The 24,375-nt window shown below is 51.7% G+C and carries 14 protein-coding genes, 1 tRNA gene and 2 pseudogenes; 11 read left to right on the top strand and 6 right to left on the bottom strand.

The features are described from left to right. Positions 1-474 precede the first annotated feature (474 nt). From B5F34_RS12720 to B5F34_RS17910, 3 genes and pseudogenes are all read left to right on the top strand, one after another. Positions 475-1,482 (top strand): DUF4365 and DUF1817 domain-containing protein, encoded by a 1,008-nt coding sequence (locus B5F34_RS12720; RefSeq protein ID WP_087339628.1) that lies wholly within the window; start codon positions 475-477, stop codon positions 1,480-1,482. Positions 1,483-1,917: 435 nt separating this feature from the next. Beyond that, entirely contained in the window at positions 1,918-2,127 is a 210-nt protein-coding gene (locus B5F34_RS17915; protein WP_239448950.1) for a hypothetical protein, read from the top strand. After that, positions 2,111-2,242, top strand: a pseudogene (locus B5F34_RS17910) (GNAT family N-acetyltransferase); the annotation flags it as partial. The gene B5F34_RS17915 and the pseudogene B5F34_RS17910, both read left to right, overlap by 17 nt. Positions 2,243-2,264: 22 nt before the next feature. Here B5F34_RS17910 and B5F34_RS12705 read toward each other — a convergent pair. From B5F34_RS12705 to B5F34_RS12685, 5 genes and pseudogenes are all read right to left on the bottom strand, one after another. Next, a pseudogene (locus B5F34_RS12705) lies at positions 2,265-2,447 on the bottom strand (hypothetical protein); the annotation flags it as partial. 651 nt (positions 2,448-3,098) lie between these two features. Beyond that, positions 3,099-3,171 (bottom strand) — tRNA-Met (locus B5F34_RS12700). Positions 3,172-3,429: 258 nt separating this feature from the next. Further along, positions 3,430-7,026 carry a glycoside hydrolase family 2 TIM barrel-domain containing protein gene (locus B5F34_RS12695; RefSeq protein ID WP_087339621.1) on the bottom strand — a complete coding sequence of 1,199 codons (3,597 nt, stop codon included), beginning with the start codon at positions 7,024-7,026 and terminating at the stop codon, positions 3,430-3,432. Positions 7,027-7,156: 130 nt separating this feature from the next. Further along, complete coding sequence (locus B5F34_RS12690) at positions 7,157-8,989, bottom strand: alpha-L-fucosidase (RefSeq protein WP_087339618.1); 1,833 nt, start codon at positions 8,987-8,989, stop codon at positions 7,157-7,159. Positions 8,990-9,011: 22 nt separating this feature from the next. After that, the gene (locus tag B5F34_RS12685; protein ID WP_087339615.1) at positions 9,012-11,333 is read right to left on the bottom strand and encodes a family 20 glycosylhydrolase; all 2,322 of its coding nucleotides are present in this window, start codon (positions 11,331-11,333) and stop codon (positions 9,012-9,014) included. Positions 11,334-11,573: 240 nt separating this feature from the next. Here B5F34_RS12685 and B5F34_RS12680 point away from each other — a divergent pair, with 240 nt between their 5' ends. The 4 genes from B5F34_RS12680 to B5F34_RS12665 all read left to right on the top strand — a co-directional run bounded on the left by B5F34_RS12680 (position 11,574) and on the right by B5F34_RS12665 (position 16,322). Further along, positions 11,574-12,164: a TetR/AcrR family transcriptional regulator gene (locus B5F34_RS12680; RefSeq protein WP_087339613.1), complete on the top strand. Its 591-nt coding sequence runs from the start codon at positions 11,574-11,576 to the stop codon at positions 12,162-12,164. A gap of 73 nt (positions 12,165-12,237) precedes the next feature. Beyond that, entirely contained in the window at positions 12,238-12,984 is a 747-nt protein-coding gene (gene fabG / locus B5F34_RS12675; protein WP_087339610.1) for a 3-oxoacyl-[acyl-carrier-protein] reductase, read from the top strand. A 109-nt stretch (positions 12,985-13,093) separates the two neighbouring features. Beyond that, positions 13,094-13,777 (top strand): RNA pseudouridine synthase, encoded by a 684-nt coding sequence (locus B5F34_RS12670; protein ID WP_087339645.1) that lies wholly within the window; start codon positions 13,094-13,096, stop codon positions 13,775-13,777. 10 nt (positions 13,778-13,787) lie between these two features. Then, the gene (locus B5F34_RS12665; RefSeq protein WP_087339608.1) at positions 13,788-16,322 is read left to right on the top strand and encodes a S9 family peptidase; all 2,535 of its coding nucleotides are present in this window, start codon (positions 13,788-13,790) and stop codon (positions 16,320-16,322) included. 765 nt (positions 16,323-17,087) lie between these two features. Here the strand turns inward: B5F34_RS12665 and B5F34_RS12660 are convergent. Next, complete coding sequence (locus B5F34_RS12660) at positions 17,088-18,416, bottom strand: sigma-54 dependent transcriptional regulator (RefSeq protein ID WP_087339642.1); 1,329 nt, start codon at positions 18,414-18,416, stop codon at positions 17,088-17,090. An 89-nt stretch (positions 18,417-18,505) separates the two neighbouring features. Between B5F34_RS12660 and B5F34_RS12655 the strand changes: the two genes are divergently transcribed. The 4 genes from B5F34_RS12655 to B5F34_RS12640 all read left to right on the top strand — a co-directional run bounded on the left by B5F34_RS12655 (position 18,506) and on the right by B5F34_RS12640 (position 24,369). Further along, positions 18,506-19,351, top strand: a complete 846-nt coding sequence (locus B5F34_RS12655; RefSeq protein ID WP_087339607.1) for a peptidylprolyl isomerase — start codon at positions 18,506-18,508, stop codon at positions 19,349-19,351. Further along, on the top strand, positions 19,341-20,585 hold the full coding sequence (locus B5F34_RS12650) for a pitrilysin family protein (RefSeq protein WP_087339604.1): 1,245 nt from the start codon (positions 19,341-19,343) through the stop codon (positions 20,583-20,585). Before B5F34_RS12655 ends, B5F34_RS12650 begins: the two co-directional genes overlap by 11 nt. Beyond that, entirely contained in the window at positions 20,578-21,927 is a 1,350-nt protein-coding gene (locus tag B5F34_RS12645; protein WP_087339601.1) for an MATE family efflux transporter, read from the top strand. The genes B5F34_RS12650 and B5F34_RS12645 overlap by 8 nt, the downstream gene beginning before the upstream one ends. 108 nt (positions 21,928-22,035) lie before the next feature. Continuing rightward, a complete protein-coding gene (locus tag B5F34_RS12640) occupies positions 22,036-24,369 on the top strand; it encodes an ATP-binding protein (RefSeq protein WP_087339639.1) in 2,334 nt (777 codons plus the stop codon). The last annotated feature ends 6 nt before the right edge of the window (positions 24,370-24,375 follow it).

The raw sequence follows: 24,375 nt of genomic DNA, 5'->3' as shown, positions 1-24,375 counted from the left end.
TCCGAACAGAGAAGTTAAGCCCGACCGCGCCGATGGTACTGCGTAACAGTGGGAGAGTAGGTAGCCGCCGTCTTTACAGGTCCCTTCCCCGTGATGAACGGGGAGGGGATTTTTTGTATACTCAGTATGAGTATTAGTATTAGCTAACGGGCGCAAGTCCCCAATGGGCCCTGATAAGTAGTAACCATCCGAAATCCACCGTGTTTTAGGATTTTCAGGAAGTTCCGACCTTTGTGCTCAAAAAAGCCATGTCCAACCTGAGTGAAAGCAACCGCTTTGTAATGAGCCGCAATCCAATAGACTTGCGCAAAGGCTATCAAGGGTAATCTACGTTACTCACACCAGGGAAGACAAAAAAGGTAAAAATGTATCATAATTGTTGTGCAGATTTTGCAGTGCAGCTGTTTTATGCTTAATTTCGGCCCGAGATTGAAGTGAATAACCAGATAAACCAGACAAATAAGAATCAGTGATATGGACTATCCTCAGTATATCCAGTCGAATCGAACCGCACGGTTGGGTTTGAATATATTGACAGATGTGGTAGAAAGAGAGTTGGGATGGATTGTTAGACCTAATCATCAGGAAAATGATTGGGGGATTGACGTGTATTTTGATGTGGTTTCCGATGGCTTTGTGACCGGAAAATCCATAGCTGTACAGCTGAAATCCGGCAACAGTTATCTCAGGGAGATGGATCGTGACTTCTGGTGTTTTACTGGTGAACGGAAACACCTGAACTATTATTTGAATCACGATATTCCTGTACTTGTAGTTCTTGTCGATGTAGATCATGAGATAGCCTATTGGGAGGCTTGCAAAGTAGAATATATCAGTTCAATAAATGATACATCTTGGTCAATGCCTATCCCCAAGCGTCAGCAAGTGAATGGCACTCAAAAAGAGGAGCTGGTGAAATATGTCTCAAAGAACATAGATTATGTGTCTCATTTTGAGGCGTATTGGGCGGGAAATGCCATCCTCTCTGACGGTGATTTTGCTTTTATTGTATCTGGGAAAGAGGAGATACAGAAGAAGAATTACACCCCGTTGGCAGATTTAATCAGGAGAATCAGTTCTAACAAAATTCTTTTATCCCACTACAGGGAACGTGTCGAAATAAGCATACACGGATATGAGGATGACAACAGGGAACTATATGAGATAGAAGAAGTGCAAAGTTGGGTTAAGGATGTGTTTTTTCATGTACCCGGTTTGAGCTATTTCTTGATAAACAACGACCAGTCTCACTTTTTGAAACTTTTCTTTCTGTCAAACATCCCCAATGCGGCAACTGTAAGGATACAGAGAGGAGAAAGATACTTTATCTCCTATTCTTCAGAAACTATATGCAAGGTACTTGAGATCCTGTTTCACGATTTGAACAGTTTTACCCGCCGGAAGGGTCTTGGGGAAGAGATAGCCTGCGAGATTTCAAAACACATGGCAGAATGCCTGACTGGGAAAAGCATTGAGTTTTAATTGTACGAGTGCATCATCTTGCTTTCTGTCTGCCATCCAGTTCGTAGCATGAATCATTTCTTGTCTGTGGATAATATAGGATGCGTTTTGACAATGTCAAGAGTCTGTTTAAAAATTCCTCTTTAAGATTTTACTCAGTCTCTTTACAATCTCTTTCTGACCTCTTCTCCTATCTTTATTCTTCACGTAGCCTGCTGCGTTCTTTACGGTAATAGAACAACTGTTTCGGAAACAGTCCTCAAAATCAGACTGAGCAAAAATTAAGTCGGCTCTAAAAATAAACAAATTCATTCTTTCCACTGCACTCAATTTTCCTTCTCTTTGGCCCCTCTAATGGTAAGCATTTATGAATGGCATCACAACATCACCATCGACAGCCCGGTCTGGGAGTCGAACACACCTTTGTTGCAAGCGTCTGCCTGAGGCAAGCTACAGGTGAGGAAAGCCGTCCTGGCCGACCCGCCTGTCCTCATGCAGCTCTATGACAGCGGACGATGCATCATACGCCACAGCGGCAGTCTGAAACAATGGACAACTCGCCCTTATGCCCACCATCCACCGCCTGGCCAGTCGCGAAGACGCACAAGGCGTGGCTGCAACCAGCTTCGACTGGCGCTATGCGTAGCTGCCCAACCTGCGGGCTGATACGTACCGCGATAATGACGTCATGCAGCGTATCCTCCTGAAGCATGGTTTTCGCTATTGCGGCATCATTTACCTGCTTAACGGCGACGAGCGACAGGCTTACCAGAAAGTGTAGGCCCCGATGGTTGTATAACAGATCAATCTACGCTTACGCATGCAGCCTTGCCGTTGTCAGTCTTCCGCTTTGTCGTATTTCTTTTCTGCTTCTCCACGTTCACGCTCGTGAAATAGTCTTCCACAAAGTCCCACCGCTGGGCATCATCCAGGCGGTCGGTGCCGAAGAACGGCGTAAACAGCTCTATCTGCTCCTGGAATACCTTTCGCACCTTCTATCAGCTTGAGCCACTGGGCATACTACTGACCCACCAAATTTACTGTCCCTGATCCTTCTTAAGCAAAAAAAAGTTAGGAAGTGAATGAATCAAGTCATTTGGCACAAATGGCCTGCGACTCTCAAGTTCACTTCCTAACTCCACCTCAACGTATCACAAGTTAAAATAATAAGGAAACACAATACTTAGCCAGCAGGGAATTTCCCCTTTCTGTCCGTGGATTTCCCGACATTCCTTTCTACTATGGAAAAGGACCAGCCCTGTATTAAGTGGGTGTCTATCCGTAGACCACGGCATGCCCGGAAATGCGTGTGCAAAGATAGGGCTTTTTTCGGATAAAACAATAGGAAGGGAATTTTTTTTAGAAAAAAAACTGGGAAAAAGCAGAAATAAGTATAACGCAATAAGTAGGAATGCTCCGGAGTAACAGAATCAATAAGGGGGAGAAGAGATACTTTCACAATGTCCCCTAAAATATCAGGTTCTTTATGCTCAGGCTTGCAGCACAATATGCCTGATACAGCAAGGCTACCAACCCGGAATATCTGCTGGCCCCAAATAAGTGTCCGAAATTTGTCCGACCCTTCTTAAATGAATTAAGGTAAGCTGCTGGTTATTTGCAACTTACCTTAGATTTTGTTGCGGAGGCAAGACTCGAACTTACGACCTTTGGGTTATGAGCCCAACGAGCTACCAACTGCTCCACTCCGCGATGTTATTTGTTGTTTTCGGGTGCAAAGGTACTGCTTTATTTTGGAAAAACAAATAAATTCTTCTTTTTTTTCTTCTTAATTTTTCAGATGTTGTGTAATAGCTTGATTAATAGTCTTATGGAAATGCTTTCTGTTGCTTGTCACAGTGTGAGGCCTGTTCCTTTCAAGAAAAAGCGAAGTGCCTTCCACAAACGGGAAAGCACTTCGTTCACTTCAACTTTATGAAAAAATAGATGGATGTTTTTCTATTAAGAATCTCAGAGCTTTTGCACAGGCGTGATGCGTAAACGATAACTGTAGTCCTTTTTGCCTACGCGATAGATGGGCAGCGTGTCTACATCGTGACCGCAGCTGGCGTTACCAATGCCACGCAGGATGGCATCAAGGTGTAATACAATGTAGGGACGGGGGGTAAGTTCCCACGTGTGCTGGGCATTCATCAGGTCTTCGTCCGTATAGCGTAGTGCGGAGAACGATACGGTTCCTTCTGTCGTTATGCGGATGCCACGTCCCTGTCCGTCGGTCAGCGTCAGTTCGCGCAATCCTTCTCGGTTGCCGGTGGATTGGGGCTTGACGTATGGCCAGCCCATTTTGCCGACCTCAGTGGAGTAGCGACCTACCGGACAGCCCTCTTTACGGTCTACATGGTTGTCCCAAGGACCGTGGGCATAATATTCCACTTTATTCAGCGTCGTGTCGAGCCCGCATACCAAGCCTGCCCTCCGCAGTTGGTCGGTTTGTGGGGAGAAAGCGGCTTGCACATCCAGGGTGCCGTCCGGGGCGAAAGTATAATCAATTTGTGTGCCGCACAGGCTTCCTTTGCGGGTCGTTGCCACCACAACCAGGTTGCCTTCTTTTCTTACCTGGCAGGTACCGTTTGCTTCCAGTCCGTTGCTGGTATCCGTGAATTTATCGTTTTCAATGTAGCGATGGTTGTCATAGAGGAAACCTTGTCCTTGAGCGATGACAGTTTTCCCTTGCATTACCAGCGATGTCATGCGTCCGGTGTTTTTGTCGAAAACGGCTTCAATGTTCTCGTTGCGTACGATGACCTGCTGTTCGGTTTCGGCCACATTCAGTTTGGGTTTGCGTCCTGCTTTCAGTGCAGGCAGCGGTCCTCGTCCAGTGATTTCATATTGTTGCAAAGCGACACAGTGGGCAGGCTCACTCCAGCGAGTTGCCTTACTTTGATGTACCGTGAGGGTCAGCAGCACTTCTTCGCCGTCTTTCCGGGCCTTATTCAGGTTTATGCCATGCAAAGGCAGCGTTACTGTGAGGGAATCATCCGGTTGCACGCCGTTCAATGTCAGACTGTCGGTCGCAACCGGGTAGCCGTCTTTCAGCGTTTGCCAGCGCAAGTAATACCCGTCCAGCGGGAGGAAATCGTAGGTGTTTTTCACCACAATGCGTACTTCATTCTTGTCGGTGTCAATGTCCTTGAGCGAGAATTTGATGTACTGATAGATAGCTTTTACCTGCTTTAGTTTGGGTGATTCCTCACGGGTGGGCAGTATGATGCCGTTGGAACAGAAATTGCCTTGGTGGGGACCCGGATAGTCATAGCCCGTGTGCAGCCGATAGATGCCTTGCTTCATCTCCTGCGGGTCGTAGATGGCTTGGTCTACCCAGTCCCAGATTGCTCCACCGATGGTAGACGTGCTGTTTTCTATGCTTTCCCAATATTCCTTCAGGTTGCCGACAGCATTGCCCATGGCGTGTGCGTATTCGCAGATGAACATCGGTTTGTCGAAGCTGCTGACATAGGTATTCATCCATTTCATGCCAGGATACATCTTGCTGTACAAATCACTGAAGCGGTTGCCGCCGTATTCCTTGCCATCGCGTGTGCCTTCGTAGTGCACCGGTCGGCTGTCTAAAGCTTTGGCTGCATCGTAGCAGGCTTGGAAATTGCTTCCTCCGCCGGCTTCATTGCCTAAGCTCCAGAAGATGATACTTGGGTAGTTGCGGTCGCGCAATATCATGCGGTCTATGCGGTCGACAAAAGCAGGAATCCACGAGGGCATGTCGCTGATGCTCTGGTTGGCATGGTCCTCCAAGTCGGCTTCGTCCATGGTGTAGAGACCGAAATAGTCGAACATGGCATACATCTTGCTGTCATTGGGATAGTGTGAGGTACGGATGGTGTTGATGTTGTTTTGCTTCATGAGCAATACATCGCGCAACATCGATTCGGTGGTCACGGCACGTCCGTATTTGGGATGGGTGTCGTGTCGGTTTACGCCTTTAAAGAATACGCGTTGTCCATTGATGTAGACCACAGCGTCGCGTATCTGGATGTCGCGGAATCCATAATGCGTGGAGAATGCCATTTCTTCGCGTCCGTTCTCGCTTTGGACGATATGCAGGGTATAGAGGTTGGGAGTCTCAGCCGTCCAGGGCAACAGATTGCGTAGGTTGCAGGAAAGCTCTACCTGTACTTCTTTCTGTTCCGGCGCGTAGTCAATGTCTTTCTTCAGTTCGCATACTGCTTTTCCGTTGGGGTCATAGAGTTTAAGAGCAATGCTTTTGCTTCCTTTCAGCCCATCGCGGTTGTCCAGTTTCAAGGCTACGGAGAATTCGCCTTCTTTGTAGTTCGAAGCAGGAGTCAGGCTGGAAGTGATATAGTGGTCGCGTATGGCTGTCTTGGGCGTGCTGTACAGATAGACATCGCGGAAGATGCCGCTCATGCGGAACATGTCCTGGCATTCCAGATAAGAGCCGTCGCTCCAGCGGAACACCTGTACGGCCAGGCGGTTGCGTCCGGTGCGCAGGTAGCGTGTCAGGTCAAATTCTGCCACGTTGTTCGACCCTTGTGTGTAGCCTACGTACTGTCCGTTCAGGTAGACAAAGGCCGCGCTGTAGATACCGCCGAAATGGATAAACGTGCGCTGCCGTTCCCAACCTTCGGGCAAGTCGAAGAAGCGGACGTAGGAGCCTACGGGATTGATGCCATAGTTTTTGCCGTTGTCATTGAATTTGGGGCGGGCGTTGATGTAGGGCGGCGTGTTATCGTGTGGATATTCCACGTTGGCGTAGATGGGGTGGTCATACCCTTGCATTTCCCAGTTGGAGGGAACGGGAATCTTGTCCCAGCCGCTTACGTCGTAGTCTTCTTTGTAGAAGTCGAGCGGACGTTGCGACGGTTCAGATACCAGGTGGAAAGACCATTCGCCGTTCAGCAGGAAATATCGTGAACTATGTACATCGGTCCAAGGTGTAGCATAGTATTCCTTGTCGGCCAGCATTTCGCTTTCCGAGGCGTAGGGCATGTAGGTGGCATGGCCCGGCTCTTTGTTTTCGGCAAAGATGGTTTCGTTTTCCCAATAGTTCTTTGAGCGGTCGCTCATGTTCTGCTCAGCCCCGGCCGGCATAGGCATTTTGCTCTCTTGAATCAGGAATAGAGTTGCCTCGTCGTTGCCAGCCTTGTCTTGGGGGAGCAGTGCCAGATGCCCGTCTTTGTCGCAGGCCAGCAACAGTTCCATGCCGTTGGAAGGAATCAGTTGCATGTATTTTCCCTTCTTTTTCAGCGTCCACAGTTGCGATTCGTCGGAACCGTTGTTTTCGGTGATGCCCAGCTTCTTGTCCGAGCGAGCGTGGAGTGCTTTGTTCTCGAAGGGATTGATGAAGCGGTAGCTGCCAGACAGCAGACTGATGCTCCATTGTTGCAGCCGGTCGTCTGCATCGGCAGGTTTCAGTACGGAGAGGTCATTGCCCGTGCGGTAACCGATGGCTTGTCCGTTGTGCGAGACCGGGATAAGGTTATAACATTTGTTCTTGTCGAATTTTACCTGAGCCTGCAAGATGCCGGCGGCACACAACAGCAGGAGCAGGAAGAGGGAAGATAATCGTTTCATAATAAAGATGGGATTGGATGAGGTTATAGCAAGGGGGAGAACAGTGATATACTGCTGTATGAATGGGTAATATCCTGTTCTCCCCCTTTTGTCGGATTGTCAGTTCACGGGCAGACCGTCCTGTGACTTATCATTTCTTGATAGCAGGTGCGGGAGTAGTCACGCCGATTTCGTCTGCGCTGACTTTGGCGGCTTGTCCGTCGGTGGTCTGGGCATCCAGCTTGATGAAGCGTGCCTTGACGTTGCTTTCAAATGATACGGTCTGCGGCACGGGGTTGTGCATGATATTGCTGAACTCGCCGGATGTCTTTACTTCAGTCCATTGCTGGCCGTCGGTGCTCACTGAGAACTTATACTTATAGGCCATAGTCGGTTTGGCTTCGCCATTCAGCGGCGCATAGGTGAATGCCTTCAGCGATACCTGTTTACCCAGGTCGATGGTCAGAGGCTGTTCGGCTGTCACCTTCCACGTGTCGCGTGGCAGATTGTTCCACTGCGCTTCGTCCTGCGTTTCAGCCAGCGGAGCAGCGTAATAGGCAGCCACGTTGCAGATGTTGGCTTTCAGTCGGGTAGAGCGCAACGTCAGGCGTAAGCTGGAAGCGTTTACTTCCGGGAAGCGGAGCAGGCGTTTGTAACCGATGGTCGTTCCTTTGCCCACCGATTTCCATTCGCCGTCGACGAGTGCTTCTACTTCGAATTCTTCCACGCGTTGTCCCTTGGCAATGTCTTCCTGCAGCAGCACCACATTGACGGGCGCGGCTTCTTTCAGTGCATATTCGCGGCTTTCGCCTCCTGCTGCATTCCAGAGCACTTGTCCGTCGGCCACGAGGTTGTTGGCGAATGTGCGGTCGCGGTAGTCGGCAAACTCTTTCAGGCGCTTCACATCAGCTTCGTGAATCAGACCACGACGGTCGGGCGGGATGTTGAGCAGGAGTACAGAGTTGTAGCCTACAGATTGAAAATAGATGTCTGTCAAGTGCTTCAGACTCTTCACCTGATTGTCCTGGTCGGCATGGTAGAACCATCCCGGACGGATAGATACGTCCACCTCCGAAGGATACCAGAACAGTTCGTTGGCTTTGGCCAGAATTTCGCGGCTGCCCAAGTCGGCAGAAGTAGAGCCGACGCCCAGAGCAGAGTTCACACTGTCCGAGCGGGTATAGATGCCCGGTGCCAGGACGGTAGCGCTCCATTCGGTTTCACGGCCCAAACCACGTTCGTTGCCCACCCAGCGAACGTCGTCGCCCATGATGGCCATTACGGCTTTGGGTTGCAGTTTCTGGATGGTCTTGTAGAAGGCATCCCAATCGTAGATTTGTTTCCTGCCGTTGGGGCCTTCGGCGTTGGCACCGTCAAACCACACTTCGTGCACTTCGCCATAATTGGTGAGCAGTTCGGTCAGCTGGTCAATGAAGAACTGGTTGTAGCGCGGAGAGTCGCCATAGCATTCAGCATTGCGGTCCCACGGCGAGAGGTAGACACCGAATCGCATGTCGTACTTGGTACATGCGTCGCGCAATTCTTTCACCACATCTCCTTTGCCGTCTTTCCATTTCGACGATGCCACACTATGTTTCGTCGTCTTGGTGGGCCACAGGCAGAAGCCATCGTGGTGTTTGGCTGTCAGGATGACCATTTTGAATCCCGCTTCCTTGAGCGAGCGTACCCACTGTTCAGCATCCAGTTCCGTGGGGTTGAACAAGGCGGGGTCTTCGGTTCCATCGCCCCATTCGCGGTCGGTAAAGGTGTTGATGCCGAAGTGCAGGAAGGCGGTCAGCTCCATCTGTTGCCACTCCAGCTGTTGGGGAGTGGGCACCAGCCGGGCTGCCATGTCCACTTTCTGTTCCATTGTGGCACCTTCGGGAAACTCCAGATGCTTCACGTAATACTCTTCGCTCCGTTGCGAGCATCCTTGCAACGAGGCGGCTGCCAGCAGGCAAGCTGCTGCCATCAGTCGGTTCATTCTTTTCATGGTTCTCTATTTATTATTTAATAATGACTTCGTCTATGTAAATCTTCGATGGCTGGCCGGGGCGTACATGGTCTGGCGGACAATTGCCGGGTGTTTCCAGGGTGAATTTCACGTAGCGTGCCTTTCTTCCATCGGTCTTTATGGCCAGGTCTTCAATGAAGTTGCCTTCCTTGAAGATGTCGGCGTCGGTAAATGCCAGGATCCCTGCCTCAGTGAATGTCTGATTATCAATGGACAACTCCACTTTGACGGTGCGGGGCTTGTGTACACCCATGCCGTAGTTGGTGATGCAGCCGATGGTACATTCCCGGATGTCTTTTTCTTCCTGTAAGTCAACCGTGAATGAGATGTCTTTGCCCAGGTCGCCGGTGTACCATTCGAAATCCGTCTGTTTCAGGCTGCCCCGCAGGCCGTTCACCAACACGTTGGCTGCTTGCGGTATCCCGTTCAGCGGGCGGGCAGTGGCCTCATTCCAGGTAATCGGAAGCACCAGTAGCTTGCCCTGCTGCTCATTATGGGCAAAGGTAACAGCTTTTATTGTAATATCCTTGTCAATCACTAACTTTTTCTCATACAAAGGTGATTGTGCTGTCGGCGTACTGCCGTCCGTTGTATATCTGATTTCCATGTCGGGACGTTCGCATTCCAGCTTCGCTTCCAGCTTGCCGTCCGCCGTGGGGGTCACGGTGTGCTGGATGTTGAACATCGAACGGGCGCTGGTGATACCTTGGGCGGACAAGTGGGCGATGTAATTGTCTAATCCTTTCAGGAACGAAGGCCAGTCTTTTTGTCCTTTGGGTGACCAGGCTGTTTCGGCTAATGCGGCCAGACGGGGGAAGGTCAGGTAGAATACGTCTTCGGGCTTGTTGCAGAATTCCGTCCACATACAACCTTGCACGCCCATCAGCAATGGTTCGTATTCCGGTTTCCAATCGGGCTGCACAGGTTCGTAGTCATAAACGTTCTTCAGGGTATTGTTGCCGAAATAGGTGAACGGTTCAAACCATTGCGGTCCCTGGTAGCGTATGAGGTAAAGTACCCGGGCAGGTGCCATGATGAAGCGGTGTCCTTGCGCGGCAGCTTTCAGGGCAGCTTGTCCGTAGCCTTGCCAGCCCAGGATGATGGATTCATCGGGCAGTTTGCTGTTGGTCAGTTCGTCCCAGCCGATGACTTGCTTACCTTTGCTGCGGACGTAGTCGGCCATGCGCCCCATGAAGTAGCCTTGCAAGGCTTCTTCGTCTGCCAAGTGCTCGCGGTGGATGCGTGCCTGGCAGAGCGGGCACTTCTTCCAGTTGGTTTTCCGGGCTTCGTCTCCTCCTAAATTTACATAACGCGAGGGGAAAAGACTCATCACTTCATCCAATATGTCTTGCAGGAAGGTGTAGGTCTTGTCATTACCGGCGCAGAAAATGATTTCAGAATTGTTTCCGCCCAATCCCGGCAACACGCCGATGAAGTCTTTTACCACTGGGCAGGCATATTCGGGATAGGCAGCCAATGCGGCATTGGAGTGGGCGGGGATGTCTATTTCCGGTATGACTTCAATCTGTCTTTCAGCGGCGTAGCGGATGATTTCTTTCATGTCTTCCTGCGTGTAGAATCCACCGATGGGTGTTGGCTCTCCCGGTTTGGGATTGCGTCGTTCGGGGAAGGTCTTGCCGGGGCGGTCCACACGCCAGGCGCCTACTTCCGTCAGCCGCGGGTATTTCTTGATTTCCAGTCTCCAGCCGTTGTCATCGCTTAGGTGGAGGTGCAGGCGGTTGATTTTCAGCATGGCGATGCAGTCTATCATGCGTATCACGTCTTCCTTGGGCAGGAAGTAGCGGGCCACATCGAGCATATAGCCACGGTAGCCAAAGCGTGGTTCGTCTTTGAGGGTTACAGCAGGCACGGCCCAGACGGCATCCGTTTCGGCTTGTTCTTCCACAGCGGGGGGCAGCATCAGGCGCAGGCTTTGCAGGGCATAGAAATAGCCCCGGTTGTCAGCAGCCTTGATGGTTATTTGCCGGAGCGTAACCTTCAGTTCATAAGCCTCCGCTTTCATCGTGGAGTCGGGGATAAGCACGATGTCACCTTCTTGCCCCGTCTGTACAGTGGGAGTAAATCCGGCGGAGCGGGTGAACAAGGCGGCGAAGTTTTCGGCCATCGGTCGTTGGGTCTCGTCGGCGATAGCCAGGATTGTGTTTCGATTGAAACGGAAAGCTCCATCGGATTTTTCCACGGATACAGGTCGGGGAACGAGTGTAGTCTCTTGGGGAGAAGTTGTCCCGTTGCAGGCGGCCAAGCCCAGTGTCAGGGTAGCCCAGCAGGCGGTAATCCATTGTTGTATCTTCATTGCAATGATGTTTTTTTAAGAAGAGATTGTGAATTTGGGACAAAGGTATAAAAAAGCCCGCACGATTGCAAACCGTAAAAAACAGAAAGCCATCCTGCGGGCTGAATCCTTTGCTCCTTGTTTGGAATATTGTTTGGAATATGCCTCCTTTGATAAATATATGGGCAGACGATTTGCTCGTTTCCGTTAAATGTCTTACTTTTGCTCAAATTATTACGCAGAATTGCAAGTAAGGAGTTTATGCCCGTATCGAAAACAAGAGAAAAACTGGTGGATGTGGCCCGTCAGCTGTTTGCCAAGATGGGAGTGGAGAATACCACGATGAACGACATTGCCATAGCCTCGCAGAAAGGGCGGAGAACGCTCTATACCTACTTCAAAAGCAAGGAAGACATCTATCTGGCCGTGGTGGAATCAGAATTGGACATCTTGTCGGACACCATGGAGCGAGTGATTGAGAAGAACGTTTCACCGGACGAGAAACTGATGGAGATGATTTACACCCACTTGGATGCCGTGAAAGAAGTGGTTTACCGCAACGGCACGCTCCGCGCCGATTTCTTCCGCGATACGTGGCGCGTGGAGACCGTCCGCAAACGGTTCGACACGAAGCAGGTGCTCCTTTTCAAGGAAGTGCTTCGCGAAGGGTGGGAGAAAGGCCTGTTTCGGATAGACGACCTGGACATGACGGCGGAGATTCTCTACTTCTGCGTGAAGGGCATCGAGGCACCTTATATCCGCGGCCACGTGGGTTCGAACCTGGATGACAATACGCGCGACGTGTTTGTGCGCCGCCTGGTGTTGGGAGCCTTGGGCAGGAATGTGGGATGAGAGCTTTGCAGAAAGATAACTCCTTCACTCCTATAAAGAAAAGATAGTTACTTAATATTTAAATATAGAAAATATGGGATTATTAGACGGAAAAGTAGCCATCGTCACGGGCGCAGCCCGCGGCATCGGCAAAGCCATTGCGTTGAAGTTTGCTTCTGAAGGCGCCAACGTGGCTTTTACGGACTTGGTGATTGACGACAATGCCAAGGAAACGGAGAAAGAAATCGCTGCTTACGGAGTGCAGGCCAAAGGCTATGCCTCGAACGCAGCCAATTTTGAAGATACGGCCAAGGTTGTGGAGGAAATCCACAAGGACTTCGGCCACATCGACATCCTGGTGAATAACGCCGGCATTACGCGCGACGGACTGATGATGCGCATGAGCGAACAGCAGTGGGACATGGTGCTGAACGTGAACCTGAAATCGGCTTTCAACTTCATCCATGCCTGCACGCCCATCATGATGCGCCAGCGTGGCGGCAGCATCATCAACATGGCTTCAGTGGTAGGCGTGCACGGCAATGCCGGACAGGCCAACTACGCCGCTTCCAAGGCCGGGCTGATTGCTTTGGCCAAGTCCATCGCCCAGGAACTGGGCTCACGCGGCATCCGTGCCAACGCCATCGCTCCAGGCTTCATCATCACGGCTATGACCGATGCTTTGTCTGACGAGGTTAAGGCTGAATGGGCCAAACGTATTCCTCTCCGCCGGGGCGGCACACCCGAAGACGTGGCCAACATCGCTACGTTCCTGGCTTCTGACATGTCTTCGTATGTGTCCGGACAAGTTATTCAGGTAGATGGCGGCATGAATATGTAACTGTTTTCCAGTGAAGAATGATGGATGAAGGATGAAGGCCCCAAGGCTGGTAGGCCGCTTTATGTCCTTCATTCATCATTCTTTGTTTCCTTATTTTATAAGTTATAAGATGACTGTCCTTTACGAAGACAATCACATTATCATTGTCAACAAGACCGCTTCCGAAATCGTCCAAGGAGACAAGACGGGCGACATTCCCCTTTCAGAAACTGTCAAGCAGTATCTGAAAGAAAAATATGCCAAGCCCGGCAATGTATTCATTGGTGTCACTCACCGGCTGGACCGACCGGTAAGCGGGCTTGTTGTATTTGCTAAGACCAGTAAAGCCCTATCGCGTCTGAATGAAATGTTCAGGGGAAGCGAGGTGCAGAAAACCTATTGGGCGGTGGTGAAGGAACGACCGCCTCGGGATGAGGATGAGCTTGTGCATTACCTGGTGCGCAACGAGAAACAGAATAAAAGCTATGCTTACGATACAGAACGTCCTCATAGCAAGAAAGCTGTGTTGCACTACCGGCTTATTGGGCATTCGCAAAACTATTACTTGCTGGAAGTCGACCTGAAGACGGGGCGTCATCATCAAATCCGGTGCCAGCTTGCCAAGATTGGCTGTCCCATCAAGGGAGATTTGAAGTATGGGTTTCCACGCTCCAATCCCGACGGCAGCATCAGTCTGCATGCCAGGCGTATCAGTTTCATCCATCCCGTTTCGAAAAAAAAGGTCGATGTGGAGGCTCCTCTTCCTCCTGGTAATTTGTGGAACGGATTTGAGTTTATAACCTTTACTGATTAGTTGTTTTTCCATGAAGAAAAAAATGATTTTCTTGTCAGGCTTGCTGCTGGTAACCGGTCTGACTGCCCGCTCACAAGAGAAAGTGACGGAATATGAAATGCGCCCTGCGGTGGTGGTGCGTACTCCCCTGCAAGGCGACAGCATCAACCAGAAAGGAGAAAAGTTTGGCGCAGCCCAGTTGCTGCAGACCGGCATTCCTCTCGATTTTGACCAAGCCACGCGGGTGACTGCTGATACGGCCGGTTATGTGACCGTGGACAAACCGGCTGCTGACAATCTGCTGTATCTGTTTTCTACTCGTTTGCGTGCCGAACGCTTTATGAAAGGCAAGTTGAAGATTTCTTCGCCTGCCCGCTTCGAAGTCTTTGTAAATGGAGATTCCAAGCGTAGCAAGACTACGGCAGAAGACAGTCTCTCGCAGGTGCAGCCGGTCGTTGTCGATTTGCGCCTGGAGCCGGAAGCAGATTATGACATTGTCATCAAATTGCTGTCCGCTTCTGATGACAAGGCGCAGCCTGTGTTGAAATGCGAACTGGAGAAAGACGCCGCCTACTCAGACGTGCCGTGCCGCATGGCTCCCGACCTGAAGCGACGCCTTTCGCTGTTTAACACCAATTTCGGTTGCCGTGTGGCTTCTGTCTCACTGTCTCCCGATGGTAAATATTTGCTGACGCGTTACAGCGACAGCTACGACCTGAACCGTGGCCGTTCGCATACGGAACTGACTGAAGTGAAAACAGGGCGGGTGTTGCTGCCCAATGTCAATGAGGGCATGAGGTGGATGCCTACAGGACATAAGCTGTATTATACGGTTACGGGACGCGAACGCAACGACTTGCTCGTCTACGATCCGGAAACCGGCACCGAAGAAACGCTTTACCGCAATATCCCGGAAGGGGGATTCTCTTGGTCGCCCAACGGAGATTACCTGATTTATGTGCAGACAGACGAAGGCGAGAAAGTGAACGGACCGTTGAAACGCATGTTGCATCCGGACGACCGTATTCCCGGTGCGCGCAACCGTTATTACATCATGAAGTACGACCTTGCCACCGGAGTGTCCGAGCGACTGACGTATGGTAGCCACAGCGTTTACCTGAATGATATCTCGCCCGACGGCAGTAAGTTGCTTTGCATGTCTTATAAGCCCAATATCACGAAGTGTCCTTATTCGCTCTCTGCCTTGTTCGAGATAGAACTGGCTACACTGAAGACTGATACTTTGGTGGACTGGGAACCCTACCTGAACGGTGCTTCTTATTCACCCGACGGCAAGCAGCTGTTGCTCTTTGGAGGACCCGATGCCTTGGGCGGTGTGGGGCGCAATTGTGGTAATCATCCCATTGCCAACTCGTTTGATGTGCAGGCTTTCTTGATGGATCGTGCCACACGGGAGGTGAAGCCCATTACCCGCAACTTCAATCCGACCATTATCAACGGTACATGGAACCGTGCCGATGGTTGTATCTATTTCAATACGACCGATAAGGATTGTCAGCACATCTACCGCTATACGCCTTCGGAAGATGCTTTCGAAATGCTGGTTTTGGAGCAGGATGTTATCGGTAGTTTCTCTGTGCCCGACGACAATGCTTCGCTCATGGCATACGTGGGTGGCGGAAACACCAGTGCGGGGGTGGCTTATCTGTATGACCGCAAGAAAGGTAAGTCGACCTTGCTGGCCGACCCGATGAAGGAGGCTTTGGATGAGATTGAACTGGGAGAAATGCAGGAGTGGAATTTCACGTCGGCTGACGGCACGCTGATAGAAGGCATGATGTGTCTGCCGCCCGACTTTGACCCACAGAAGAAATATCCGCTCATTGTTTATTATTACGGAGGCACTACGCCTACTACGCGCAGCCTGATGACGCCCTACAGTCCGCAGCTTTTTGCTTCGCGCGATTATGTGGTCTATGTGATTAATCCCAGCGGTGCCATCGGCTACGGGCAGGAGTTCTCTGCCCGCCATGTCAATGCTTGGGGCGATTGGACTGCTGACGAAATCATCGAAGGCACGAAGAAGTTCTGCGAGGCTCATCCGTTTGTCGATGCCAAGCGTATCGGTTGCCTGGGAGCTTCCTACGGAGGCTTCATGACTATGTATCTCCAGACCAAGACCGACCTCTTTGCCGCTGCCGCTTCGCATGCCGGTATCAGCAATGTCACCAGTTACTGGGGCGAAGGTTATTGGGGATATTCTTACAACGCCGTAGCCGCTGCCGACAGTTATCCGTGGAGCAACCCGGAATTGTTTACCAAACACGGTGCTTTGTTCAATGCCGACAAGATTAAGACTCCGTTGCTGTTGCTGCATGGTACGGTAGACACGAATGTGCCCATCGGCGAGAGCATCCAGTTGTATAATGCCCTGAAAATTCTGGGTAAGCCTGTAGAATTCATCACGGTGGATGGCGAAAACCACTTCATCAGCGATTACGAGAAGCGGGTGCAGTGGCACAATTCCATCATGGCTTGGTTTGCCCGCTGGCTGCAGGATAGTCCGGAGTGGTGGAATGACCTCTATCCGGAGCGTCACTGGTAAAATTCTTCCCTGTCGGGGTTTCCCGATGGGGAGGAGTTGAAAAAGATGCATTCGCATCTGCATGGATGCAAAAAAGCCGTTCCCCAGAATAGACAAGGAGGGAACGGCTTTTTTGTGTTAGTGTGCTTACTGTTCTTCGGCTGCTTGGGTAGCTGTCGGCATCTGTTCGGATTTGGTTTTAGTCCCTTCCCGTCCCGCCCAGTGTCACCACTAAACGGAAACGGAAAGGAACCACCACAAACAAACATAAACAGGACTGCTACTAATACTAACTTTGGGGTTAACTTATCTAATTCGTATGCTTGATAAGAGGTATGGGTTTAAAGTTAGTTCTTAAATTATCAACTCACTGAATATTCTTCTATCAAATACTGTGCCAAAGTCTGAGAAAAGAACAGAACCGGCAGGATTTCTTTTGCGATTCGGACATTTAGGCGGTCATGCCGGCTGCTGACTTCCCACCGTGTCAGGGCTGTCATGGAGGCTGTCAGGCTTCGCTCAGGTATATCTTTGTCAGACAGCCGATTACTTCTTCGGTATATGGAGCTTGCTTCTTAGCGCTTGGAAGTCAGCTTCTTAGCGCTTAGATGTTTCTTGCTTAGCGCTCAGGTATTCTGTTTTGTTGCCAAGAGGCCGGATAAACTCCGTGTGCGCTCTGTGCTGCAGCATAAAAAGTGCAAGTTCTTCCATTATGACTGAATGGCAGAGTGTGGAAAGTTGTGGAAAGTGTGGAGCGGGTTCGTGGAATTATTCCACACTTTGCGGTTACACTTCGATGCCATATAGCTTCAGTTTGTTGTATAAGGTCTTTCGGTCGATGCCCAACAGTTGGGCGGCTCGGCTCTTATTGTTGCCAGTTTGACGGAGTGCCTCGATGATGTGTTGTTTTTCTGTCTCTTCGTTGCGCAGGGGCAGGGTGGCAGCCGGTGTGTTGGTCTCAGGCAGGTCGCTCAGTTCGAGAGGTGTGATGTATTTGCCGGTAGCCAGCAGGGTGGCGCGGCGGATGACGTTTTTCATCTGCCGCAAGTTGCCGGGCCAGGGATAGTCCAGCAGTAGGCGGCAAGCCTTGTCGTCGAAGCCCACCAGTTGCTTGTCCATTTCGCGGTTGGCCTGGTCCAGGAAGAAATTGGCGAAGAGCAGGATGTCTTCTCTGCGGTCCTTCAGCGGAGGCATGCGCAGGGTAAATTCGTTGATGCGGTGATAGAGGTCCTCCCGAAAGGTGCCTTTCTCAATGGCTTGCTCCAGGTTTTCGTTGGTGGCCGATACTAAGCGGACGTCTACCTGTATTTCCTTGCTTGAGCCTACGGGTCGGATTTTCCGTTCCTGCAAGGCACGCAACAGTTGTATCTGCACCTCGTAGCTCAGGTTGCCTATCTCGTCTAAGAAGATGGTTCCACCGTTGGCTTCCACAAAAGCCCCTGTCTTGTCGGTCAGTGCGCCGGTGAAGGCACCTTTCACATGGCCGAAGAATTCGGATGCAGCCAGTTCTTTGGGGATGGAGCCGCAGTCAATGGCCACAAAAGGCTGGCTGGCCCGTTTGCTCAACTGGTGAATGCGGTGTGCCACATATTCTTTGCCCGTTCCGCTGGCGCCGTTGATGAGCACCGACATATTGGTGGGAGCCACTAATTTCACGTAGTTGTAAAGTTGTCTGGCAGTGTCGCTTTCGCCTTCCAGGAAGTCGGAGGATTCTGCGGCCGGTCGGGTGGGGGTGGCTACCGGTTGCGGGGTAGCGGCAGTCTGTAGGGCTTCGTTGATTTTCTTGAGCAGTTCGTCGGGGTTGACCGGTTTGGCAATGTAGTCGCAGGCACCTAACTTCATGGCCTGAACCGCCGACTGTATGTCGGCATAGCCGGTCATGATGATGAGGGGGATAGGCAGCTTTTTCTCTCCTAACCATTTCAGCAGGTCGGTACCGTCGCGGTCGGGCAGTCGGAGGTCGGACAGAATCAGGTCCACGCTTTCCGTTTCGATGTACTTTTGTGCGCGGGCTATGCTGCTGGCCGAAGCCATCTGGAAACCTTGTTTGCCCAGCCATGTTTTCAGCATCATGGCGTAGGTGATGTCGTCTTCTACGATTAAAATAGATTTCATTGCCATCTCTTTAGTTCTTTTTCTATACAAAGGTAAGCGGTTTTGGCTGAAAGTCGTATATTTGCAGACTTAAATTAAACAAAAAGAAAATGAGACGAAATATCATTGTCATATTAACCCTGCTGCTGACGTGTGGGCTAAGTGCTTGCAAGCCGGGAGCTAACCGAGGAGAAAACATGGAAAAAGAAACCCGATTGAAAATCGAAACCACTGCAGGCGATATTGTGGTGAAACTCTACAACGAAACGCCGAAACACCGTGACAACTTTATCAAGCTGGCTAAGGAGGGAGTGTACGACGGTACGCTCTTCCACCGTGTCATCAAGGATTTTATGATTCAGGCCGGAGACCCTCAGAGCAAGAGCGCGTCCAAGGGCAAGTCGCTGGGAGCTGGCGATGTGGGCTATACCATTCCCGCCGAGTTTGTCTATCCCCAATATTTCCACAAGCGCGGTGCCTTGGCTGCCGCCCGTCAGGGAGACAATGTCAATCCGGAGAAAGCTTCGTCGGGCTGCCAGTTCTATATTGTGACAGGCAAGGTGTATAATAATGGTTCGCTGGCCAACATGGAGGAACAGATTAACCAGATGCGCCTGCAGAGTGTCTTCAACGCACTGGCGCAGAAACATCTCAAAGACATCTATAAGATGCGCCGGGCGGGCGACGAGGACGGACTGATGAAGTTGCAGGATGAACTGATTGCCGAAGCCGAGAAAGAAATGGCAGGAAAAACCCGTTTCCAGTTTACGCCCGAACAGCAACAGGCTTATACCACGCTGGGCGGTGCCCCTCACCTGGACGGAGAATACACCGTATTTGGTGAAGTGGTGGAAGGAATGGATGTCGTAGACAAGATTCAGCGTGTGAAGACGGACCGCAACGACCGGCCCGAGGAAAATGTAGTCATCAGCAAAGTTACTGTCCTTGAAGATTAACCGTCACATATTGGATAACGGTCTGCGGCTGGTACATCACGAAGATACCGGCACGCAGATGGTGGCTATGAACATCGTCTACGATGTGGGTGCTCGCGACGAGCATCCCGACCACACCGGCTTTGCCCATCTGTTTGAACATCTCATGTTCGGGGGATCGGTGCATATCCCTGATTATGACACGCCCCTGCAGCATGCCGGCGGTGAGAACAATGCCTGGACTAACAACGACATAACCAACTATTACCTCACTGTGCCTGCTGCCAATGCGGAGACAGGTTTCTGGCTGGAGTCGGACCGTATGCTGGCGCTGGCGTTCAGCCCCCGCAGTCTGGAGGTACAGCGGGGTGTGGTGATGGAGGAGTTTAAGCAGCGTTGCCTCAACCTGCCCTATGGCGATGTGGGGCATCTTATCCGTCCTTTGGCCTACCAGGTGCATCCTTACCGCTGGCCTACCATTGGCAAGGAGTTGTCACACATAGCTCAAGCCACGCTGGACGAGGTGGAGGAGTTCTTCTATCGCCATTATGCACCCAACAACGCGGTGCTGGCTGTGACGGGACATATCTCCTGGGACGAGACACGGCGCCTGGCCGAAAAATGGTTCGGACCTATACCGTGCCGGAAAGTACCGTTGCGTTGCCTGCCTCAGGAACCGATACAGACAGAGGAGCGCCGGTTGACAGTGGAACGTGAAGTGCCGGTAGATGCTTTGTATATGGCTTTCCATATCTGTGGACGCGATGAGGCCGACTTTTACATCTATGATGCGCTGTCGGACATATTGAGCAACGGACGTTCCAGTCGTCTTACCCAGGCTCTGTTGCTGGAAAGGAAACTGTTTTCGGCTATCGATGCTTATGTGTCGGGGTCGAGGGAACCTGGTTTGCTGCACATCAGCGGGAGACTGGCGGCAGGCGTGACCTTGGAGCAGGCAGAAACGGCTGTGTGGGAGGAACTGGGGCGGCTGAAGGAGATGCCTGTGGATGAGACGGAATTGGAGAAGGTGAAGAACAAATTCGAGTCTACCCAGATATTCGGTAACATCAATTATCTGAACGTGGCCACCAACCTGGCCTGGTTTGAATTGACGGGGAAGGCAGAAGACATTGACCAAGAGGTAGACCGTTATCGGGCTGTTTCTGCCGAGCAGTTGCAGAATTGTGCCCGTCGGACTTTCTGCCGTTGCAATACCAATGTGTTGTATTACAAGAGTTGCGTTTCTCATGAATAGACTTCTGAAGAATTACGGTGATCATTATCGGGCATTGCTCAAGTTGGGGTTGCCCATCGTGGTGGGACAACTGGGTGTTATTGTGTTGGGCTTTGCCGATACCTTGATGATAGGGCACCATAGCACGGTGGAACTGGGAGCCGCCTCTTTTGTCAACAACATGTTCAATCTTTGTATCATCTTCAGTACGGGTTTCAGCTATGGGCTGACTCCTGTGGTGGGTACGCTCTATGGAGGAGGCCGACTGGCAGAAGCAGGTAGCGCCTTGCGTTGCAGTCTGGTGGCCAATACCCTGGTGGCCCTGCTGGAGATGGCTGTAATGACGGTGCTTTACTGCAACGTGGAGCGTTTAGGGCAGCCGGAAGAACTCATTCCCCTCATCAAGCCCTACTACCTGGTGTTGTTGGTGTCGTTGCTCTTTGTCATGCTGTTCAATGCCTTCAAACAGTTTGCCGACGGCATTACAGATACGCGTACGGCGATGTGGATACTGCTGGGGGGTAATGTGCTGAACATAGCCGGCAACTATGTCCTTATCAACGGTAAGCTGGGGCTGCCGGAACTGGGTCTGTTGGGGGCGGGGCTGAGCACACTCCTGTCACGCATCCTGATGGTGGTTGCCTTTGCCTGGATTGTGCTGCGTGCTCCGCGTTTCCGTCGCTATCGGGTGGGATTGCTGCGCAGCCCCTGGTCGGGTGTTTTGTTCCGTCGGCTTCAGGCTTTGGGGTGGCCCGTAGGTTTGCAGATGGGCATGGAAACAGCATCGTTCAGCCTGAGCATCATTATGGTAGGATGGCTGGGAACCATAGCTCTTGCCTCTCACCAGATTATGCTGACCGTATCGCAGTTCACCTTTATGATGTACTACGGCATGGGGGCTGCGGTGGCTGTACGAGTCAGTAACTATCGTGGGGTGGGCGACGTGCTTAATGTGCGCCGTTCTGCCAAGGCCGGATTTCACCTTATACTGGCCATGGCGGTAGTCTTGTCGGCCATAGTGTTTGCCTGCCGCAGAGAAGTAGGCGGATGGTTTACGGATAATGCCGAGGTAACCATGCTTGTGCCTGCCCTGTTTGTACCCTTCTTGCTATACCAGTTCGGCGACGGGTTACAGATAACATTTGCCAACGCTTTGCGCGGTATTTCCGATGTAAAGCCAATGATGTTCATAGCTTTCATAGCTTACTTTGTCATCTCTCTGCCTTTGGGCTACCTTTTCGCTTTTGTGGCAGACTGGGGGTTAGTAGGAATATGGGCGGCTTTTCCCTTTGGACTGACTACGGCCGGTCTGCTCTTCTGGCTGCGTTTCCGGAGGAAAACGATGCTGCATAATGCCTGCTGAGGTTGTCGGATGTAGCCTGTCGGGCAACCTTACGGGATGTTGGTCGCTTGTGTTTAAGAAAGACTTTCTTTCTTTTTCAGTACATATAATAATCAAAGTATGGGAACAATAAACAAGGTATCCAGGCTCAAGGTGGTGGCCGGCTTCACGCTACTGTTGGCTGTCTTGTTCTATTCTCTGGATTTTGTGCAAAAGGAGGTGGATACCCTCTTGCATACCGAGGGGCAGGACACGCAATGGATGGACAGTCTCTCGGTGCTCCTGAAGCAGAAGGACGAGAACACGGTGCGTATACTGCGCACGTTGACCGAGGTGAACGACAGTCTTATATCGAAGTCGCAAATCGAGAGCATTATAACCAGTCAGGATACCATGCTGGTGCGTCCGCGGGTGCAACGTCGGGTGGTAAGGCATGAAGACACGTTGGTGACGCAGCACGAGAAGAAAGGATTCTTCCGCCGCCTGCGAGATGCCTTCGTGCCTCCCAAGCAAGACTCTGCCATACAGGTAAAGACCAGGGTAGAGTACGTAGAAGACACGTTGCTCGAAGCTTATAACCCTGTGGATACCTTGCAGGCACGACTCCGTGCGGTGGTGGAGCGGGAGCGCAGGGCCGACACCGTTATTCGTCGGCGCAGGCGACGCCTCCAGGCTGTCAATTCACGCCTCTCTGCCCGTATTGACACCCTGCTCAAGCATTACGAAGAAGGCCTGCTGCTGCGGGCACGTGCTGAGGCCGAACACAGGCAAGAGGTACGCTCACGCTCGGCACAGACCATAGGCGGCATTGCTACGGGAGCTGTAGTCTTGGCGGCACTTTTCCTCCTGCTTATCGGGAGAGACATCGGGCGAAACAACCGCTATCGGAGAGAACTGGAGGAGGCACGCCGCCGGGCCGAAGACCTGCTGGCTGTGCGCGAAAAGATGATGTTGGCCATCACACACGATTTCAAGGCACCGCTCGGCTCCATCATGGGCTATGCCGACCTTCTGTCCAGACTGACAACGGATGAACGCCAAAGGTTCTACCTCAATAACATGAAGACCTCGTCGGAGCATTTGCTCAAGCTGGTGACCGACCTGCTTGACTTCCATCGCCTCGACTTGCACAAGGCAGAGATAAACCGTGTGCCTTTCCATCCAGCCCGCCTGCTGGAGGAGATACGCGTGAGCTTCGAGCCACTCACGGCAGCCAAGGGGTTGGAACTGCGGTGCGATATTTCCCCCGAACTGCATGCCACTTACATCAGCGACCCTTTGCGGATCCGTCAGATTGTGAGCAACCTGCTGTCCAACGCCGTGAAGTTCACCGAACACGGCAGCATCACTCTCCGTGCTTCCTGGCGGGAGCATCGCCTGATCCTGGCAGTGGCCGATACCGGATGCGGGATGGACCCTGCTGACCGCGACCGGATATTCCAGGAGTTTACCCGGCTACCCGGTGCCCAGGGACAGGAAGGTTTCGGACTCGGCCTTTCTATCGTGCGTATGCTGGTGAACCTGCTTGGTGGCAGCATCAAGGTCGAGAGTCGGTTGGGGCAAGGAAGTACCTTCACCGTAGACCTGCCGTTAGACAAAGCTTTAGTCAATGAAGAAGTAAGCGTGGAGAAAGAAGAACCTGCCCGTCTTTCTGTCCCTGCCGCACAAGCCAGACACGATCATCCTTCTCACGCTTTTCCACCGTCTTCCCCTAAACGCCTGCTGCTGATAGACGACGACCGCATTCAGCTTACTCTGACCGTGGCGATGCTCCGTCAGGGAGGGATAGAGGCCTTAGCTTGCCAGCAGGTAGACGAGTTGCTGGAAGCCCTGCGCACGCAAGATTTCGATGTACTGCTTACTGATGTGCAGATGCCCGCCCTCAACGGGTTTGAGTTGTTGCGTCTGTTGCGTGCATCCAACATCTCTCTGGCACGTACCATTCCCGTGGTGGCCGTCACCGCACGTAGCGATATGCAGCGTGCCGACTTCGAATCCCACGGCTTTGCCGGTTGCTTGCACAAGCCGTTCACGGTACAGGAACTGCTGGGCGAATTGCAGCGCATCGGTGGCGACAATGCTTTCGTGTCTCCCTCTCCACCGCCTTCTTCCACCCCGTCTGCCGGTATCGACCTCTCTGCTCTTACTGCCTTTTCGGCCGACGATCCCGAAGCTGCCAGTTCCATCCTCCGTAGTTTTGTCGAGGAAACCCGCGGCAATGCCGACCGCCTGCGCCGGGCAATAGAAGCAGCCGATGTAGCAGGCTCGTCTGCAGTGGCCCATAAGATGATACCGCTCTTCACCCTCATAAAAGCCACCCGTATAGTGCCGCTGTTGCGCAGGCTGGAGGCTGCCCGTACCGGTACCCTCACCCCGGAGTTGCATGCCGTTGCCGATGAAGTGCTGGCAGGGGTAGAGCAAGTGTTGAAGGAGGCAGAACAAACAGTCGAACCCATTAAATAGACGATG

The organism is Mediterranea sp. An20 (assembly GCF_002160055.1).
Classification (GTDB): Bacteria; Bacteroidota; Bacteroidia; order Bacteroidales; family Bacteroidaceae; genus Bacteroides; species Bacteroides avicola.
Note: the sequence above shows the minus strand (reverse complement) of the source record. Positions and strands in the feature narration are given on the sequence as shown.

Excerpts from the sequence above, each read along its gene's own strand:
- B5F34_RS12685 (WP_087339615.1), bottom strand. The coding sequence starts at position 11,333 with ATGAAGATACAACAATGGATTACCGCCTGCTGGGCTACCCTGACACTG.
- B5F34_RS12695 (WP_087339621.1), bottom strand. The coding sequence starts at position 7,026 with ATGAAACGATTATCTTCCCTCTTCCTGCTCCTGCTGTTGTGTGCCGCC.
- B5F34_RS12720 (WP_087339628.1), top strand. The coding sequence starts at position 475 with ATGGACTATCCTCAGTATATCCAGTCGAATCGAACCGCACGGTTGGGT.
- B5F34_RS12645 (WP_087339601.1), top strand. The coding sequence starts at position 20,578 with ATGAATAGACTTCTGAAGAATTACGGTGATCATTATCGGGCATTGCTC.
- B5F34_RS12655 (WP_087339607.1), top strand. The coding sequence starts at position 18,506 with ATGAGACGAAATATCATTGTCATATTAACCCTGCTGCTGACGTGTGGG.
- B5F34_RS12665 (WP_087339608.1), top strand. The coding sequence starts at position 13,788 with ATGAAGAAAAAAATGATTTTCTTGTCAGGCTTGCTGCTGGTAACCGGT.
- B5F34_RS12670 (WP_087339645.1), top strand. The coding sequence starts at position 13,094 with ATGACTGTCCTTTACGAAGACAATCACATTATCATTGTCAACAAGACC.
- fabG (WP_087339610.1), top strand. The coding sequence starts at position 12,238 with ATGGGATTATTAGACGGAAAAGTAGCCATCGTCACGGGCGCAGCCCGC.
- B5F34_RS12680 (WP_087339613.1), top strand. The coding sequence starts at position 11,574 with ATGCCCGTATCGAAAACAAGAGAAAAACTGGTGGATGTGGCCCGTCAG.
- B5F34_RS12660 (WP_087339642.1), bottom strand. The coding sequence starts at position 18,416 with ATGAAATCTATTTTAATCGTAGAAGACGACATCACCTACGCCATGATG.
- B5F34_RS12690 (WP_087339618.1), bottom strand. The coding sequence starts at position 8,989 with ATGAACCGACTGATGGCAGCAGCTTGCCTGCTGGCAGCCGCCTCGTTG.